Source organism: Onishia taeanensis (assembly GCF_003268885.1).
Classification (GTDB): Bacteria; Pseudomonadota; Gammaproteobacteria; order Pseudomonadales; family Halomonadaceae; genus Onishia; species Onishia taeanensis_A.
In genome coordinates, this window is the sequence record NZ_QLSX01000006.1 from 169,102 (window position 1) to 186,043 (window position 16,942).

14 protein-coding genes and 1 tRNA gene are annotated in these 16,942 nt (G+C 61.3%); 5 read left to right on the top strand and 10 right to left on the bottom strand.

From position 1 onward, the window contains the following. Positions 1 to 90: 90 nt before the first annotated feature. The 5 genes from BCL93_RS09905 to BCL93_RS09925 all read right to left on the bottom strand — a co-directional run bounded on the left by BCL93_RS09905 (position 91) and on the right by BCL93_RS09925 (position 4,207). Positions 91 to 417: a HesB/IscA family protein gene (locus BCL93_RS09905; RefSeq protein ID WP_092525818.1), complete on the bottom strand. Its 327-nt coding sequence runs from the start codon at positions 415 to 417 to the stop codon at positions 91 to 93. A gap of 134 nt (positions 418 to 551) precedes the next feature. Continuing rightward, the gene (locus BCL93_RS09910; RefSeq protein ID WP_112055116.1) at positions 552 to 1,700 is read right to left on the bottom strand and encodes an aminotransferase class V-fold PLP-dependent enzyme; all 1,149 of its coding nucleotides are present in this window, start codon (positions 1,698 to 1,700) and stop codon (positions 552 to 554) included. Between the two features lie 30 nt (positions 1,701 to 1,730). After that, positions 1,731 to 2,210, bottom strand: a complete 480-nt coding sequence (gene iscR / locus BCL93_RS09915) for a Fe-S cluster assembly transcriptional regulator IscR (RefSeq protein ID WP_112055117.1) — start codon at positions 2,208 to 2,210, stop codon at positions 1,731 to 1,733. Positions 2,211 to 2,375: 165 nt separating this feature from the next. Then, entirely contained in the window at positions 2,376 to 3,251 is an 876-nt protein-coding gene (cysE, locus tag BCL93_RS09920; protein WP_112055118.1) for a serine O-acetyltransferase, read from the bottom strand. Between the two features lie 122 nt (positions 3,252 to 3,373). Continuing rightward, positions 3,374 to 4,207: an RNA methyltransferase gene (locus BCL93_RS09925; protein ID WP_112055119.1), complete on the bottom strand. Its 834-nt coding sequence runs from the start codon at positions 4,205 to 4,207 to the stop codon at positions 3,374 to 3,376. A 173-nt stretch (positions 4,208 to 4,380) separates the two neighbouring features. On the opposite strand from BCL93_RS09925, the gene BCL93_RS09930 reads away from it, so the two are divergent. Then, positions 4,381 to 5,178, top strand: coding sequence for an inositol monophosphatase family protein (locus BCL93_RS09930; protein ID WP_112055120.1), 798 nt, complete (start codon positions 4,381 to 4,383; stop codon positions 5,176 to 5,178). 423 nt (positions 5,179 to 5,601) lie between these two features. Next, entirely contained in the window at positions 5,602 to 6,492 is an 891-nt protein-coding gene (locus tag BCL93_RS09935) for an NAD-dependent epimerase/dehydratase family protein (RefSeq protein ID WP_112055121.1), read from the top strand. Positions 6,493 to 6,649: 157 nt separating this feature from the next. Here the strand turns inward: BCL93_RS09935 and secF are convergent, their stop codons facing one another. The 5 genes from secF to queA form a co-directional block, all read right to left on the bottom strand. Beyond that, the gene (gene secF / locus BCL93_RS09940) at positions 6,650 to 7,558 is read right to left on the bottom strand and encodes a protein translocase subunit SecF (RefSeq protein WP_369700255.1); all 909 of its coding nucleotides are present in this window, start codon (positions 7,556 to 7,558) and stop codon (positions 6,650 to 6,652) included. An 11-nt stretch (positions 7,559 to 7,569) separates the two neighbouring features. Further along, complete coding sequence (gene secD / locus BCL93_RS09945; protein WP_112055123.1) at positions 7,570 to 9,417, bottom strand: protein translocase subunit SecD; 1,848 nt, start codon at positions 9,415 to 9,417, stop codon at positions 7,570 to 7,572. Between the two features lie 118 nt (positions 9,418 to 9,535). After that, positions 9,536 to 9,865 (bottom strand): preprotein translocase subunit YajC, encoded by a 330-nt coding sequence (gene yajC, locus BCL93_RS09950; protein WP_112055124.1) that lies wholly within the window; start codon positions 9,863 to 9,865, stop codon positions 9,536 to 9,538. A gap of 100 nt (positions 9,866 to 9,965) precedes the next feature. Beyond that, the gene (gene tgt, locus BCL93_RS09955) at positions 9,966 to 11,093 is read right to left on the bottom strand and encodes a tRNA guanosine(34) transglycosylase Tgt (protein ID WP_220086268.1); all 1,128 of its coding nucleotides are present in this window, start codon (positions 11,091 to 11,093) and stop codon (positions 9,966 to 9,968) included. Between the two features lie 174 nt (positions 11,094 to 11,267). Beyond that, entirely contained in the window at positions 11,268 to 12,326 is a 1,059-nt protein-coding gene (gene queA, locus BCL93_RS09960) for a tRNA preQ1(34) S-adenosylmethionine ribosyltransferase-isomerase QueA (RefSeq protein ID WP_112055126.1), read from the bottom strand. Between the two features lie 157 nt (positions 12,327 to 12,483). Between queA and BCL93_RS09965 the strand changes: the two genes are divergently transcribed. From BCL93_RS09965 to BCL93_RS09970, 3 genes are all read left to right on the top strand, one after another. Next, positions 12,484 to 12,570: transfer RNA gene (locus BCL93_RS09965), tRNA-Leu, on the top strand. Positions 12,571 to 13,114: 544 nt separating this feature from the next. Then, entirely contained in the window at positions 13,115 to 13,996 is an 882-nt protein-coding gene (locus BCL93_RS17120) for a hypothetical protein (RefSeq protein WP_146742483.1), read from the top strand. Between the two features lie 1,061 nt (positions 13,997 to 15,057). After that, positions 15,058 to 16,812: a methyl-accepting chemotaxis protein gene (locus tag BCL93_RS09970; RefSeq protein ID WP_112055127.1), complete on the top strand. Its 1,755-nt coding sequence runs from the start codon at positions 15,058 to 15,060 to the stop codon at positions 16,810 to 16,812. Positions 16,813 to 16,942: the final 130 nt, after the last annotated feature.

Consider the following 16,942-nt stretch of genomic DNA (forward strand, 5'->3'; position numbering starts at 1 on the left):
CCGCGCTTGTGGTCGCGATGGTCGCGATGGTCGCGAGACCCGAAGGGAGTCGCTGTCGTCGTTCAGGCAGACTCGATGGTGACTCGTGGTTCAGACGGTGAAGCTTTCGCCGCAGCCGCACTGATCCTTGACGTTGGGGTTGTTGAAGCGGAAAAAGCGGTTGAGGCCTTCCGAGACATAGTCGACTTCGCTGCCATCGAGCATGTCCAGCGCTTCGGGCGCGACATACACGGCCACGCCGTGCTCCTCGAAGGTGACGTCGTCGCCGCCGGTCTCATCGGCGAAGTCCAGCACGTAGCTGTAGCCGGAGCAGCCGCTCGGCTTGACCGAAACGCGCAGGCCGAGGCCGTGGCCGCGCTCGTCGAGCACCTGACGGATTTGGCTGGCGGCGGCGGGAGTGATCGATAGATGGGCCATGGTGCGAGCCTCCTAGAAGGTGTCGGGTACGTGGGAGCGCATGAGCATGCAAAGGGTGCGCAAAGAGGGAGCGCGATAAAAGTGTCAGCGAGCTGCCCCAGAGTATAAGTGATGCGAGAGTGTAAGTGATGCGGTCAGCGACGCAGCGCCGGCACGGCATGCCGGAGTTCGGCGATGGCGGTGTCGATGTCGGCCTCGGTGGTGAAGCGGCCGACGCTGAAGCGCAGCGAGGCCAGGGCCTGCGCCCGGGGCACGCCGATGCCCTTCAGTACATAGGACGGCTCGACGCTTGCCGAGTTGCAGGCCGACCCGGTGGAAATCGCCAGGCCGCGCAGCGCCATCAGCAGCGACTCGCCGTCCAGGCCGCTGAAGGCCAGGTTGATGATGTGCGGCACCGACACCCGGGTGTCGGTGTTGCGGTGCAGGCCCTCGAGCCCCTCGAGGCCATCCAGGAAGCGCTGCTGAAGGGCACTGGCGTGGGCGCGATCAGCGTCGCCTTCGCTGGCCGCCTGGGCAAAGGCCTCGCCCATGCCGACGATCTGATGAGTCGGCAGGGTGCCCGAACGCATGCCGCGCTCGTGGCCGCCGCCGTGGATCAGCGCCTCGATTCGCAGGTCCGGGTCGCGCTTCACATAGAGTGCGCCGATGCCCTTGGGGCCATAGGCCTTGTGGGCCGACAGCGACAGCAGATCGATGCCCATGGCGGTGACGTCGAGCGGCAGCTTGCCCGGCGCCTGGGCAGCATCGACGTGGAAGGTCGCGCCGCGAGCATGCACGACCTCTGACAGGGCCGTGAGGTCATTGATGGTGCCGAGCTCATTGTTGACCGCCATCAGCGAGACCAGCGCGGTGTCGTCGCGCATGGCGTCGGCGAGCTGGTCAGGCGTGATGCGGCCGTCGGCGCCGGGCTTAAGCCAGGTCACCTCGAACCCTTCCGCCTCGAGGGCCTTGGCGGTGTCGACGACCGCCTTGTGTTCGATGATCGAGGTCACCAGATGGCGGCCCCGGGCGCGATTGGCGCGCATGAAGCCGGTCAGGGCCAGGTTATCGGCCTCGGTGGCGCCGCTGGTCCAGACGATCTCTCGGGGATCGGCGCCGATCAGGTCGGCGACCTGGCGGCGTGCGCCCTCGACCGCCTGTTCGGCCAGCCAGCCGGCGATATGGCTGCGCGACGCCGGGTTGGCGTAGGTGCCATCCATGGTCAGGTGACGCGCCATCACCTCGGCGACTCGCGGGTCGACGGGCGTGGTGGCAGCATAATCGAGATAGACGGGAGCGCTCATGGTGATCCGGTTGACAGTGAGGTAACGGAGTCAGGGCGCCGTCGGCGACGACACGGCGATGGTGTCCTCGTCGGCGCGCAGCCGCTGGCGCTTGGCGATATTCTTGACCTCGTGGCGGTTGACTAGCTCGCCGAGGCTGATGCCGTCGAGAAAGCCGTGGATCTCCTTCGAGAGATCGCACCACAGGTGGTGGGTCAGGCAGGTGTCGCCCTGCTGGCAGTCGGACAACCCCTGGCAGCGGGTGGCGTCCACCGACTCGTTGACCGCATCGATGACCCGTGCGACCGAAATATCCACCGGGTCACCAGCCAACAGATAGCCGCCCCCGGGACCGCGCACGCTCTTGACCAGGCCGGCGCGACGCAGACGCGAGAACAGCTGCTCAAGATAGGACAGCGAGATCTCCTGGCGCTTGGAAATGTCGGCCAGGCTGGTGGGCGTGGCGGCGCCATTCATCGCCAGATCGAGCATCGCGGTGACGGCGTAACGTCCTTTGGTGGTCAAGCGCATAGCAGAGTCGCACGCAGAGGGTCGAGGACCGACCCGCACGCGGCGGGCCGAAGGATGATCGCTAGACGACCATTATGAGAATCCCGAGTATCGCGGTCAACAATTAGGCCCGGGGCGCTCAAGAGGCTTAATTCGGCGCTAAAGGCTTAATTCGGAGCTAAAGGCTCAGGCGCTTCCGCCGCTTTGCTTGCGGGGCGCTTCCTGGGCGGCAGTGGCGGGGCCCTTGCCCTGGTCGTCGTCAAGCGGCGGGCAGCAGCTGTCGACATCGGCGAGCACGCCCTCGAAATCCTCGTCGCGCAGCTCCGGCAGTTGGCCTGCTCGATAGCTGTGGTCGAGCCGGCGCAGGGTCTCGCACATCAGCTCGATGCGGCCATCGACAGCATGCATGTGGTCAAGCATCGCCTGCATCGAGCGCGCTACCGGGTCGGGCATGTCCTGGCTGACGCCGTAGGCATCGAAACCGAACTTCTGGCGCATCGCCTCGCGGCGGGCCGGGTCGATGTCGAGGACTTCCTCGCTGTCAGGCTCTTCGCGCTTGACGATCTTGCCGGGAATGCCGACCACGGTAGCGCCGCTCGGCACTGCCTTGGTGATCACCGCATTGGAGCCGATCTTGGCCCCCGCCCCCACCGTGAAGGGACCGAGAATCTTGGCGCCGGCGCCGACGATCACGCCGTTCTCCAGGGTCGGGTGACGCTTGCCCTTATGCCAGCTGGTGCCGCCCAGGGTTACGCCCTGGTAGAGGGTCACGTCGTCGCCGACCTCGGTGGTCTCACCGATCACCACGCCCATGCCATGGTCGATGAAGAAGCGCCGGCCGATGGTAGCCCCGGGGTGGATTTCGATGCCGGTCAGCACGCGGAACAGCTGCGACAGGGTGCGTGCCAGCCACTTGCAGTTCTTCTGCCACAGCCAGTGGCTCAGACGATGCGCCAGCAGGGCATGCAGGCCCGGGTAGTTGGTCAGCACTTCCAGGAAGTTGCGCGCCGCCGGGTCTCGGGCGAACACGCTGTTAATATCTTCTCGCAGACGACGAAACATGCGGCAAATCCTTATGGAAGAAAGTCGGCACGCAGCAGAACCGAGCGGACTCTGATTATTGGGGCGCCGGTTGTCCGCTGCAAGGCGCCCTCTCACGTCAGCTTATGCAGACGCCCTCATTATCACCCTTGATCGTTACGCGCGGCCTGCTTCTCGGTGGCGCTGAGAATGCCGCGCAGAATGTTGATCTCCATCTGATCCGGCCGGGCGCGCATATATAGGCGGCGTAGCCGGGCCATCAGCTGGCGGGGCTTGTCAGGGTCATGGAACTTGAGGGTGATCAGCGTGCGCTCCAGGTGTTCGAAGTAACGCTCCAGATCGGCGTGGCTGGCCGGTGGGTGATCCCAGGCGATGCCGAAGACGGCCTCATGCTCGGCGCTCGCCGCCGCCTGGTCGGCCTCGGCGTCGCGCTGCGTGGCCGACTCGGTGTCGGCTTCCGGTGCCGGGCCGCCCGGTTGGTGATCAAGCCAGGCCAGGCGGCATTCATAGGTCAGCACCTGTACGGCGGCGGCCAGGTTCAGCGAGCTGTAGTCCGGGTTGGTGGGGATATGCACATGGGCATGACAGCGCTGCAATTCGGCGTTGGTCAGGCCGGTATCCTCGCGGCCGAACACCAGCGCTACCCGGGCATCGGCATCGGCAAGCTCCGCCGGCAGGCGCTCGCCGAGGGCACGCGGGGTGATCATCGGCCAGGGCAGGGTGCGCGAGCGGGCGCTGGCGCCGACTACCAGCCGGCAGTCGGCCACGGCGCTTTCCAGGTTGTCGTACACCGGGGCGTGATGGAGGATCTTGTCGGCCCCCGAGGCCCGCGAGATAGCCTCTGCCGAGCGCGACTCGCTGCGCGGCGCGACCAGGGCCAGATCGGCGAGGCCCATGTTGTGCATGGCGCGGGCGGTGGCGCCGATATTACCGGGATGGCTGGTGCCGATGAGGACGATGCGAATGCGCTCGAGCATGGGGCCAGGGCCTGTCTTGAGTGTCGATGGGCGGCACAGTCTAGCATGCACCACCGGTCGCTTGCGGCCCTTGGCCTGTGCTGTCGATGGCGAAGGGATGGCGAATCTGCTAGTATACGCCCCGATTTGCGTCACCGTTCTTTAACAGTACCCGACTCCTCGAAGGCCCGATCATGCATCCGATGGTCCAATTCGGTCTGCGCGCCATGCGTAGTGCCGCCGAACAGTTCGTGCGCATTCGTGAGCGCATCGAAAACTCTCATGATGAACACAATCTCGACCGCCTGCTCGAAGACGCCGGCCGCAACGTCGAGACGCTGGTGGCCAACCAGCTGTCCCGCGGTTATCCCGAGCACGGCGTTTCCGGTCGCTACATTCCCTACCGTGAGGGTCAGGGCGAAGGCGGCGATCATCACTGGAAGATCGAACCCTTCCACGGCTATTCCAACTTGAGCGTTGCCGGCAGCGGCTTTGCCCTGTCGCTGGTGTGCCTGGTCAAGGGTCGTCCCGAACACGCCATTGTGATCTGCCCGTTCGCCGATACCGAATTCCTGGCCAGCCGCGGTCGTGGCGCCCAGCGTAACGGCAAGCGCATTCGCGTGCCGAAGACCACGGCCATTGCCGGCTCGCGTCTGGCGATGGGGCTGCCTGAGATGTGGCTGCGCCCGCGTCACCTGCCGACCTACCTGACACTGGTGCAGCAGCTCGGCCCGCAGGTCGAAACGCAGATCGCCACCGGCAGCGGCCTGCTCGACCTGGCCGAACTGGCCAGCGGTCGCTGCGATGCGGCCTTCGTGCTCGGCCTCGAGGAGCAGGACAAACTGGTCGGCACGCTGCTTCTCAAGGAAACCGGCGCTCTGATGGGCACCCCGGACGGCGGCCCCAGCGTCGAGATCGAAGGCCAGCTGATGGCCGCCGGTCCGCGCCTCTACAAGGCGATGATGCAGCAGCTCAAGCCGCATATGGTCTGAGTGCCCCGCCTCTTGATTGACGGCTCGTCATTGGCGCGCTGTCATTGGTGCAATGCATGCATCGATTGGCGCAAGGCCTGCATCGATAGCGATAGAAAGAGTTAGAAAGACACAGATGAAACCCCACATGCTCAGGCGTGTGGGGTTTTTTTATGCCTGCCATCACGCCTTCACAAGGCAGTCAGCCTGACTATCAAAAGACTGCTAATGGCCTCGATCGAATGGCCTCGATCGAATGGCCTCGATTGAATGGCCTTGATTGAGTGTCCTCGGCTGAAAGGCGATGACTGAAAGGCCACGACTGAATGGCAGTCGATCAAGAAGGGCGTGGCTGCTTGTCGGCGCGGATAGCGGGTTGTTGCTAGGATGAGCGGGGTCATCTTATTGCATTAAGCTTTTCGTTCCACCGACTAAGGAATCCATATGCGTCTTCTGTTCACTGGCGGCAGCGGAAAGGCGGGTCGCCATGCCACGGCCTATCTTCGCGATCAGGGGCACAGAGTCACCAACCTGGATTGGATGGCGTCCGATGTGCCCGGCATTACCACCCTCAAGGTGGACCTGACCGACGCCGGTCAGGTGTTCAATGCCTGCCAGGCCTACGCCGGGATCGACGAGCTGGAACCGGGCACCGGCGTGCCGCGTTACGATGCCATTGTTCACTTCGGGGCCATACCCGCCATACTGCACCGGCCGGACAACGAGACCTACCGCATCAACACCTTGAGCACCTACAACGTGCTGGATGCCGCCACTAAGCTAGGCATTCCCAAGGTTATCTTCGCCTCCAGCGAGACCACTTACGGCGTCTGCTTCGCCGATGGCGAGAAGAAACCGGACTATCTGCCTGTGGATGAAGACCATCCCACAGTGCCCCAGGATAGCTACGCCATGAGCAAGGTGGTCAACGAGGTGACGGCGCGCTCCTTCCATGAACGCTCAGGCATCGATATCTACGGTCTGCGCATCAACAACGTCATCGAGCCCCACGAGTACCGCCAGCATTTCCCGGCCTATATGGACAACCCGGCGCTGCGTCGTCGCAACATCTTTGCCTATATCGACGCCCGGGACCTGGGGCAGATGGTCGATTGCTGCCTGAAAACGGATGGCCTGGGGTACCAGGTGTTCAACGTCGCCAATAACGATATGTCGGTGGGGTTGACCACGGCTCAGGTGATCGAGCGCTTCTATTCTGACGTGCCGGTCAGGCGTGAAATGGGCGAATTCGAGACCTTTTACTGCATCGAAAAAGCCCGTCGTCTGGTCGGCTTCGCGCCGCGCTACTCCTGGCGAGACGAACTGGGTCAGTAACTGGATCAGTAACTGGATCAGCAATCGTTCCAGGCGTTTTACGAAACGTCGTTGACGTTGCGCATCGCCTCACACCAAAAAAACGCCCCCGCTCGATGAGCGGGGGCGTGAGAGTCCGTCAGTGAAACGACGGGGGCGCGTCAGAGTAGGGTGCCTATTAAGGCAGCTCCTCTGCGTCCTCGTTTTCCTTCGGCGCTGGAATCAGGTCGGTGCGCTGCAGCTTGAGCGGCAGCAGCAGCGCCGAGGCGACGTAGATTGACGAGAAGGTACCCACACCGACGCCGATCAGCAGCGCCACGGCGAAGTTGTGGATCATGTCGCCGCCCAGTACCAGCAGGGCCAGCAGCACCAGCACCGTGGTACCCGATGTCGCAAGGGTACGGCTCAGGGTCTGGTTGATGGCGTCGTTGAAGATGGCCGACATGTCATCGATACGCGAAAGACGGATGTTCTCGCGGATCCGGTCGTAGACGATGATGGTGTCGTTCAGCGAGTAGCCGATCACCGCCAGCACCGCAGCCAGCACCGTCAGGTCGAACTCGATCCGGAACAGCGAGAAGGCGCCAAGCACCAGGATCACGTCGTGAATCAGCGCTACAATCGCGCCGACGGCGAACTTGTACTGGAAACGGAAGGCCACGTAGAGCATCACCATGCCCAGCGCTACCAGCATGCCGAGGCCGCTCTGGTCGCGCAGCTGCTCGCCGACCTGGGCGCCGACGAATTCGGCCCGCACCAGCGAGACCTGATCGCCGCTGGCGCGCAGCAGGTCAGTGACCTGCTGGCCGACATCGGGGTCGAAGGCCTGCTGCAGGCGGATCAGGATCTCGTCGGCGGTGCCGAAGGTCTGCACCGAGATATCCTGGAAGCCGGCGGCCTCCAGTGCCTGTCGCACGGTGTCAAGCGACGGCGCCGTGTGATAGCTGACCTCGACGAGGGTGCCGCCAGTGAAGTCGAGCCCCAGGCTCAGTTGCTGCACCGCCAGAGACACCAGGGCGATCAGCAGCATCACCGCCGAGGTAGTGAAGGCCAGGCGGCGCTTGCCCATGAAATCGAACTGTCGCATCGCTAGGCTCCTCATATCCAGAGTTTCTTGAGTGGCTTGCCGCCGACGGTCAGATTGACCATGGCGCGGGTCACCATCAGGGCGGTGAACATCGAGGTCAGGATGCCCAGCGACAGGGTTACGGCGAAGCCTTTGACCGGGCCGGTGCCGATCGAGAACAGGATCAGCGCTACCAGCAGGGTGGTCAGGTTGGCGTCGACGATCGAGGTGAAGGCACGCTCATAGCCGGCGTGGATCGCCTGCTGCACCGAGAGCCCGGTTCGCAACTCCTCGCGTATGCGCTCGAATATCAGCACGTTGGCGTCCACGGCCATGCCGAGGGTCAGCACGATACCAGCGATGCCGGGTAGCGTCAGGGTAGCGCCGAGCATCGACATGGCGGCGATCACCAGCACCAGGTTGATGCCCAGCGCCACGTTGGCGATCACACCGAAGGCCTTGTAGCGCACCAGCATGAAGGCCACCACCAGCAGCAGACCAATCTGCACCGAGAGAATGCCGCGATCGATGTTGTCCTGCCCGAGGCTTGGGCCGATGGTGCGTTCCTGCACGAAGTAGATCGGTGCGGCCAGCGAGCCTGAGCGCAGCAGCAGCGACAGCTCGGCCGCTTCGGTGGGCGATTCAAGCCCGGTGATGCGGAAACTGTTGCCCAGGGCGCTCTGGATGGTGGCAAGACTGATGATGCCGCGCTCGGTATAAGGGTCGCGCACTACCACCGGCTCGCCGTCCTGCATCACGGTGCGGTCGTTGGTCTTGTGCTCGATGAATACCACGGCCATGTTGCGGCCGATGTTGGAGCGGGTCGCCCGGTTCATCAGGGTGCCGCCGGTGCCGTCCAGATCGATGTTGACCTGCGGGCGGCCGTTCTCATCGAAGCTGCGCGTGGCGCTCGAGACGCTGTCGCCGGTGATGATCACGTCGCGCATCAGCTCGGCGGTGCGCGGGCTAGAGCGGAACTCGACGGTCTCGGTTTCCTGATCCGGGGTGTCCGGGCGGGCCTCGAGGCGGAACTCCAGGTTGGCGGTGGCACCTACCACGCGCTTGGCGGCGGCGGTGTCCTGCACGCCCGGCAGCTCGACCACGATGCGATTGGGGCCTTGGCGCTGCACCAGCGGCTCGGCCACGCCCAGCTCGTTGACGCGGTTGCGCAGGGTGGTCAGGTTCTGATTGATCGCGTAGTCCTGGATTTCGTCGACCGCCTGATCGCTGAGCGTCATGGTCAGGGTCGCGCCACGGTCCGCCTCGGTGTCCGCGTACTGGAAGTCCGGGAAGTCGCGACTGATCAGGTTTCTGGCCTGATCACGATCCTCGGCGTTCATGAAGTCCATGCTCACCGTGCGGCCGCTGATGTCGGTGTTGCGGTAGCGGATGCGTTCGCTGCGCAGTGTCTCGCGCATGGCGCTGGCGTTGACCTCGAGGCGCTGGGTCACCGCGGCGTCCATGTCGACCTCGAGCAGGAAGTGCACGCCACCGCGCAGATCCAGGCCCAGGGTCATCGGCGAGGCGGCCAGGTCCTTGAGCCAGGACGGCGTCGACTCGGCAAGGTTCACGGCGACGACATGGTTGTCGTCGAGCAGGCCATCGACCACGCCACGGGCGCGCATCTGATCAGATGCACTATCGAGGCGCAGCAGGACGCTATTGGTATCGCGTTCGGTGGACTTGAGAGGAATGTCGGCATCGGCCAGGGCGGACTGAACCCGCTCCAGCTGAGACTCGCTGAGGTTTTCGCCGCCACTGGCTGGGCTGATCTGCACCGCGGGGTCCGCGGGGAAGAGGTTGGGCAGCGAATAGACCAGGCCGACGGCGAGGACAAGAAGTATCAGCAGATACTTCCATAGGGGGTAACGGTTAAGCATGCAGGCCCTGCCTTGTAGCTAACATGGCGACATCGCGAGAGCGAAAGAGGGGGTCGCCACCAGCGCACCGCCAACGGGCGGGCGCGGGCCTGCCCGCCGGCGGTGCCGGGGTGCGAGATCAGATTGACTTGATGGTGCCCTTGGGCAGGACAGAGGCAACGGCGTTCTTCTGCACGTTGATCTCGGTGCCTTCGGCGATTTCCATAGAGATGAACTCGTCGGTCACCTTGGTGATCCGGCCCAGCATGCCGCCGCCGATGACCACTTCGTCGCCCTTGGACAGGCCGCCGATAAGCTGCTTGTGCTGCTTGGCCCGCTTGGCCTGAGGACGCCACAGCAGGAAGTAGAAGATCAGCACGAAGCCGCCCAGCATAACGATTTGGGCGATACCGCCGCCCGCGGCCGCGCCGCCTTCAGCGTGTGCCGGGGAAATGAAGAAGTCCAGCATGGGTTTGGTTCTCCTGAGAGGGTTTCTAGGGTCAATAATGACCGGGTGATGAGGCCATCACCCGGTCGTCAGATTCGGTGTAGACGGGCTTGCGACCCCGTTATTCGGGGTTTGGTTCCAGCAGTGGAACCGGCATTCCGCGACGACCATAGTATGCTTCTACAAAGTTCGCCAATGTACCCGCTTCGATGGCACCGCGCAAACCGGCCATCAGGCGCTGGTAGTGGCGAAGATTGTGGATGGTGTTGAGCATCGAGCCGAGCATCTCGCTGCAGCGATCCAGATGATGCAGATAGGCCCGCGAGAAGTGCTGGCAAGTGTAGCAGTCGCAGTCGGCTTCCAGCGGCGCCGTGTCGTAACGGTGCCGGGCGTTGCGGATCTTGATCGTGCCTTCGAAGGTGAACAGGTGGCCGTTGCGACCATTGCGGGTCGGCATCACGCAGTCGAACATGTCGACGCCGCGACGCACGCCTTCGACCAGGTCTTCCGGCTTGCCCACACCCATCAGATAGCGCGGCTTGTCGGCCGGCATCCACTCGGGCAGGTAGTCGAGCACCTTGATCATCTCTTCCTTGGGCTCGCCCACGGAAAGCCCACCGATCGCGTAGCCATCGCAGCCGATCTCATCCAGACCCTTGAGCGACGCCTCACGCAGGTCCGCGTACATGCCGCCCTGAATGATGCCGAACAGCGCCGACGGCGAGTCGCCATGCGCATCGCGGGAGCGCTTGGCCCAGCGCAGCGACATTTCCATCGAGCGCTTGGCTTCATCATGAGTAGCCGGGTAGGGCGTGCACTCATCGAAGATCATCACCACGTCCGAGCCCAGCGAGCGCTGCACCGCCATCGATTCTTCCGGCCCCATGAAGACCTTGGAACCGTCGACCGGCGAGCGGAAGTGCACCCCTTCCTCGGTGATCTTGCGCGTCTTGCCGAGCGAGAAGACCTGGAAGCCGCCGGAGTCGGTGAGGATCGGCTTGTTCCAGTGGGCGAAGTCATGCAGGTCGCCGTGTGCTTCGATGACCTCGGTGCCCGGGCGCAGCCACAGGTGGAAGGTATTGCCGAGAATGATCTCGGCGCCGATCTCCTCGACCGACTGGGGCGTCATGCCCTTGACGGTGCCGTAGGTGCCGACCGGCATAAAGGCCGGGGTTTCCACGGTGCCGCGGGGGAAACTTAGGCGGCCGCGGCGGGCCCGGCCATCGGTGGCCAGGCGCTCGAAGGTCATGAAGCATTCGTTACGCATGAAGGCTGTCTCGTATCAAGGCTCTCGACAAGGGGCGGGTGACAAGCATGGCCCGTCCGTCATGAGAGCGCCAAAAGAAGGGTGGCCCGACGCGCCGGGCCCTGGCTAATGGGGGTATTTGGATATTGCCTGCCGGATATCGACTGTCGAACGTCGCTAGGTGGCGTCGGCGCGGGTCAGGAACATGGCGTCGCCATAGCTGAAGAAGGCGTAGCGCTCCTCGACCGCGGCCCGGTAGGCGTTCATCACCGGCTCGAAGCCCGCGAAGGAGGCCACCAGCATCATCAGCGTCGACTCCGGCAGGTGGAAGTTGGTGACCAGCGCATCGACGCAGCGCCATTCATAGCCTGGGTAGATGAAGATGTCGGTCTCGCCGCTGTAGGGCGCGATCTCGCCTGCCTCTTTGTTATCTCCCGGGCTCTTCATGCAGGCCGATTCCAGGCAGCGCACGCCGGTGGTGCCCACCGCCACCACCCGGTTGCCCCGCGCCTTGGCCTCGCGAACCTTGGCGCAGGCGGCCTCGTCGACCTCGATCCACTCGCTGTGCATGTGGTGGTCGCGGATGTCGTCGGCGCGCACCGGCTGGAAGGTGCCGGCGCCCACATGCAGGGTGACGAAGGCGCTCTCGATGCCTTTCTCCGCAAGCGCCGCCATCATCGGCTCATCGAAGTGCAGGCCGGCGGTGGGGGCGGCTACCGCACCGTCGCGGCGCGCGTAGACGGTCTGGTAGCGCTCGCGGTCGGCCAGTTCATCCTCGCGGGTGATGTAGGGCGGCAACGGCATGTGGCCGTGGGCCTCGAGCAGCGCGATCAGCGGCGTTTCGCCGAGAAAGCGCAGCTCGAACAGCGCATCCTGACGGCCTTCCACCACCGCCCGCACGTCGCCCTCGAAGATCAGTTCGGTGCCCGGCTTCGGCGACTTGCTGGCGCGAATGTGCGCCAGGCCACGGTGGGCATCCAGCGGCCGCTCGAGCAGCATCTCGACGCGCCCACCGCTGGCTTTCTGGCCGTGCAGGCGGGCCGGGATCACCCGGGTGTCGTTGAATACCAGCAGATCGCCCGGCTCGAGGATCTCGAGCAGGTCCGGGAAGCGGCGGTGGTCAAGCGCCTCCGAGGCGCCATCGACGCACAACAGACGGCAGTCACTGCGACGCTCGGAGGGATAACGGGCAATCAGCTCGTCGGGGAGCTCGTAATGGAAATCGGCGCGCTGCATGGGAGATATCGACTCGGGCTAGCAAAAGCGGTGCAGTAATGGCACTGGGCCATTCGGACAAGGCGCCTAGGATACCCGTTCCCGCCAGTGAAGTCAGTCGCTTGCGATGCGTTTATGATTGACCTGTGGGGCGTCTGCCGTATAATGCGTCCCCGCTGCCGGCGTGGCGGAATTGGTAGACGCAGCGGATTCAAAATCCGCCGCTGGAGACAGTGTGTCGGTTCGAGTCCGACCGCCGGCACCATAACATCAAGCACTCACTTCTCTCCCCTCGAGTCTTGATGCCCTCAGCACCCTCGTAAGTATCTACAGCCTGCCACCGAATCTCGGTGCCTGTGTATTTCCCATGCGCATTTTTTCTTGCCGCCATGATTGGCAGCGAGACGCTCTACACGTGCTATCCGTGCCCGCCTGACGGGCGCTCGGTGCAGTTTCATGTTCCCCGACCTTCGCGGCACCCGCTCTCATTTTGCTGTGATAGGCTTGAATCAGTACAAGTCCATATACAGTCGCCCTGCATCCGGTCGGCAAGCCAAAGCAGGTTCGCCGCAAGGTTGAGCGCAGGGAGAAGCCGTCGCACAAGCGACGGTGGCAGGCAGCCATGACGTATGGAAGAGGGGCTAGTGATCGAAGAAGCGGGGCAGGTAAGCCCAGAGATAGAGAAGGCGCGTAAAGCGTTTAAGCCAACGGGAACGGCTACCGACTAGCCAAGAGGGTTGTGGATAGGTGGGGTTAGGGTGAGGTAGGTGATATATAAATTTATTATGAGTTTGTAAATGGGGGCAGGGATGGCAGTTAAAGAAAGTAAAAGTAAAGAAAGTGAAATATTAAAAAAAGCATTTTTTGTTACTCCCATCGGTCCACATGGATCAAAAATAAGAAGAGCAACTGATGGACTGATTGATTCAGTTGTAAAGCCTGTTGTTGAGAGTTATGGGTATAAGTGCGTTGCCTCTCACCAAGAGTCCGAGCAAGGATCAATATCGCAAAGAGTTATTGAACACTTAATAGATGATGATTTAGTTATTGTTAATCTAACTGGTCTTAATTCGAATGTTATGTACGAGCTGGGCATTCGGCACTCGACAGGAAAGCCTGTAATACTGATCTGTGAGAATGGTACGGACCTTCCATTTGATATGTACGATCAGAGGACAATTTTTTATTCTGATGATATGCAAGGTGGCCTTGATTTAAGTCAGAAGCTTAAAGGGCTTTTGGGCAGTAAAGATGGGGTTGAGTCAAATGCTTATAATCCTGTTATATCTAAGGCAAAAGAGAATATTATTGAAAATGCGTTGAAGGATATAGATCTTTCTGGGCTTGATGGCGCTTCTCTAGTTGCAGATGTATACGAATCTATGAAAGAGGTGTCATCAGGTTTGAGATCTCTAGGAGCAAGAGTTAATGATATAGAAAGAGGTTATGGAAAGAGTGGACACGGATTTGGTGGTCATCTGGTAATGAAAAAAATGGGTAAAGGTGGGGATCTTTTGTTGACGACCACAGATTTAAGTGAGGCGCTTGTTTTAGAACAGGAGTTGGTGAGCAAAGGGATTAGTACTGATTTGATTGAAAAAAATGGGAGTGTTGATATTAGTGTTGCGCCATGGGATGTGGATAAAGCTATAAATGTAGTTAGTAGGTACACAGAGAATAATGGATATTAACCTCCTTGGTAATTATTTTTGGCGGCTTGTTTCTGCCGCCTTTCTTTAGTTGTGTGTTATGACTTTTCCATTGCAAATAGTAGCTTGATAAATATCTTCACGTACGAATCTGGGTTCGGACCAGGTCCAGTATTGACACCTCATTCCATCAGAACGTGTGTACTTTCTTTCATGGTCAGGCTCACCTAACATCATATAGAGTTGGCCTTTGGTCATACCCTCTACGATCTCTCCTCGAATACCTGCTTTCACTCGAGCATTCCTATCTTCGAGCTCAGATCGATATGAGCTAGTGCTTGGAGACTGGCTAGAGGGTTGTTGGCTAGGCTGGCTTGAGGGGCGACGGATAGGCTGGCGAGCAGGAGAGGGATCGGAGCGGACGTGAGCCTGAGCTTCTAAAGAGGTTAGCGTGTCACGAGTAATGAAGACCTCACCATCAGTGCATGGGGTATCCTGGTAAGCTGTTGAGCCGTCCACCTCGCACTTGTAGACCTGGGCGTGAGCGGAAAGGGGCAGAAGTGCCATAGCTAGTAGCAGGGTACGTTTGATCATCCGTGATCATCCAGAAGCTTTATAGACGTAAGCTAATGTAGCACAAGGGCGCACAGTAGGGGCTGTTGCCTGATTTTTGTCTAGGGCAATGTGCCAAAGTGGCTTTAAGTAAGCATGTGGTGATCTGTAATCGATTGAACTTGCGGCTAATATGCTGCTTTGAGCAGGTTCTGGCAAAATTCAAAATCCGCCGCTGGATACAGTGTGTCGGTTCGAGTCCGACCGCCGGCACCACAACATCAAGCACTCACTTCCTCCCTCCGAGTCTTGATGGCCTCAGTCCCCCCCGAATTGATCAATCCAGTGCCTCCCTCGCTCCGGTGATGGCTTTTTGCTACCCGTTCGGCCAGCCATATGCGATGCCTGGCAGTGCCGAGCGTCGTGTGCGGTCCTGTCTCAGGTAGCGTCTTTCGCCTACACCTTTAGTCTATGTCATATCAAGTTGCTTAGTGTGCTAGCCGATATAGGTCCCATCACGCGCTTCGCAAACCACTACGGAAAAGTCATTCATGACAACACAAAAAGCTAGGGTAAGCTGGTGGAATCTACAGACCAAAACCATGACGCTGGTGCTGGTTCCGATATTGCTGGTCACTCTCATCCTGGTGGGGATGAAGTCCTACCAGAGCATTCAGTCTTCCCACGAAAACCTGGCGCATCAGCGCGAGGAGCTGTTGGCAAGCCGCGAGCAGGCAGTGAAAGATGTGGTGCTGGCTGCCAAGAGCGCCATCGCTCCCATCTATGACAAGGCGGGTCCCAACGACGCAGAAGCCAAGGCCCGCGCGGCTGAGGTGCTGCGGTCGATTCGCTTCGATGGCAAGAACTATATCTTTGTCTATCAGTACGATGGCACCAACGTGGTGCTGCCGCATGCGCGCGACAAGGAAGGCACCAACATGATTGGGCTCCAGGATGCCAATGGCAAATACCTGGTGCGAGGCCTGATCGAAACGGCGCAAGAAGGCGGTGGCTTCTATCAGTACTCCTGGCCGCACCCTGAAACGCGAAAGGACGAGGCCAAGTACTCCTACGCCGCGCCACTGGAAAAGTGGGGCTGGATGCTGGGCGCCGGCGTCTATGCGGTGGATGTGGAAGAAGTCATGGCCGAAGCCCAGGCGACCGCCAACGAAAACCTGCGGGATTCAATCATCAGCTCGCTGCTGACGGCGTTGGCGCTGTTTATCGTCGTTGCGGTGGTGGCGGGTTGGTTAGTCAAGCGCACTCTGCAGCCGATTCGTTCCGCCGCCGAGGCGATGAGTAGCATTGCCAGCGGTCAGGGGGACCTGACTCAGCGAATGAACGTCTCGACCCGCGACGAGGTTGGCCAGTTGGCCGACGGCTTCAATGTGTTCGTCTCGCGCATGCAGGACACCCTGCGTGAAGTGCGCATCAGCACCAGCCACGTGCGTGACGCCGCAACCGAAATGGAGCAGGGCAGCCAGGAGCTGGCCACCCGCACCGAGCAGGCGGCCGCCAACCTGCAGCAGACGTCGGCCTCGATGGAAGAGATCACTTCCACCGTGGACCACAGTTCCCAGTCTGCCCAGCAGGCCAATCAGCTGGTGCTCAGCACCGGTGAGGTGGCACGCCGCGGCGAGTCGGCCATGCAGCAAGTCGAGCGCACCATGTCGGACATCCACGACTCGTCCAGCAAGGTCAGCGACATCGTCACCATGATCGACTCGATTGCCTTCCAGACCAATATTTTGGCGCTCAACGCCTCGGTAGAGGCCGCACGCGCCGGTGAACACGGTCGTGGCTTCGCGGTGGTGGCCGAGGAAGTGCGCACCTTGGCGAGTCGCTCCAGTGACGCGTCGAAGGAGATTCGTGCGCTGATCGATACCTCTGCTGAGCACACCAAATCGGGCGCTGAGCTGGTGCGCAATGCGGGTGCCACCATGCAGGAGATCGCCGAAAGCGTGGCCAAGGTGACGGATGTGATCGGTGAGATCTCGGCCGGCGCCAAGGAACAGAGCACCGGTATCGGTCAGGTCAATACGGCCGTCACCGAGATGGACACCATGACCCAGCAGAATGCGGCCATGGTTCAGCAGTCGACCACCACCGCCAGCCAGATGCGCGACCAGGCCGAACAGCTGCAGCGCCTGCTCGGCTCCTTCGTGCTGGGTGACGGCGACGTTGATTCCTCTTACCGCTCTGAGACGCCCTCGCTGCCCTCGGCCTCTGGTGCGTCTTCGCGTGCACCGGCGACGACGCGTGGCAAGTCGTCGGCTCGCAACGAGGAAGAGTGGGAAGCGTTCTGATCGCCAGGCCCGTCATCGTCTAGGTGGCGGGCCAGCCTGAACAGCAAGCGAGCAACTCGCTAAAGCGCAATACATGAAGCCGGCTGATCGAATGATCAGCCGGCTTTTTCTTGTCTGGCTTTTTCTTGTC

Excerpts from the sequence above, each read along its gene's own strand:
- cysE (WP_112055118.1), bottom strand. The coding sequence starts at position 3,251 with ATGTTTCGTCGTCTGCGAGAAGATATTAACAGCGTGTTCGCCCGAGAC.
- secF (WP_369700255.1), bottom strand. The coding sequence starts at position 7,558 with ATGCGACAGTTCGATTTCATGGGCAAGCGCCGCCTGGCCTTCACTACC.
- BCL93_RS09910 (WP_112055116.1), bottom strand. The coding sequence starts at position 1,700 with ATGAGCGCTCCCGTCTATCTCGATTATGCTGCCACCACGCCCGTCGAC.
- yajC (WP_112055124.1), bottom strand. The coding sequence starts at position 9,865 with ATGCTGGACTTCTTCATTTCCCCGGCACACGCTGAAGGCGGCGCGGCC.
- BCL93_RS09970 (WP_112055127.1), top strand. The coding sequence starts at position 15,058 with ATGACAACACAAAAAGCTAGGGTAAGCTGGTGGAATCTACAGACCAAA.
- BCL93_RS09905 (WP_092525818.1), bottom strand. The coding sequence starts at position 417 with ATGGCCCATCTATCGATCACTCCCGCCGCCGCCAGCCAAATCCGTCAG.
- BCL93_RS09925 (WP_112055119.1), bottom strand. The coding sequence starts at position 4,207 with ATGCTCGAGCGCATTCGCATCGTCCTCATCGGCACCAGCCATCCCGGT.
- queA (WP_112055126.1), bottom strand. The coding sequence starts at position 12,326 with ATGCAGCGCGCCGATTTCCATTACGAGCTCCCCGACGAGCTGATTGCC.
- BCL93_RS09930 (WP_112055120.1), top strand. The coding sequence starts at position 4,381 with ATGCATCCGATGGTCCAATTCGGTCTGCGCGCCATGCGTAGTGCCGCC.
- secD (WP_112055123.1), bottom strand. The coding sequence starts at position 9,417 with ATGCTTAACCGTTACCCCCTATGGAAGTATCTGCTGATACTTCTTGTC.
- tgt (WP_220086268.1), bottom strand. The coding sequence starts at position 11,093 with ATGACCTTCGAGCGCCTGGCCACCGATGGCCGGGCCCGCCGCGGCCGC.
- BCL93_RS09935 (WP_112055121.1), top strand. The coding sequence starts at position 5,602 with ATGCGTCTTCTGTTCACTGGCGGCAGCGGAAAGGCGGGTCGCCATGCC.
- iscR (WP_112055117.1), bottom strand. The coding sequence starts at position 2,210 with ATGCGCTTGACCACCAAAGGACGTTACGCCGTCACCGCGATGCTCGAT.
- BCL93_RS17120 (WP_146742483.1), top strand. The coding sequence starts at position 13,115 with ATGGCAGTTAAAGAAAGTAAAAGTAAAGAAAGTGAAATATTAAAAAAA.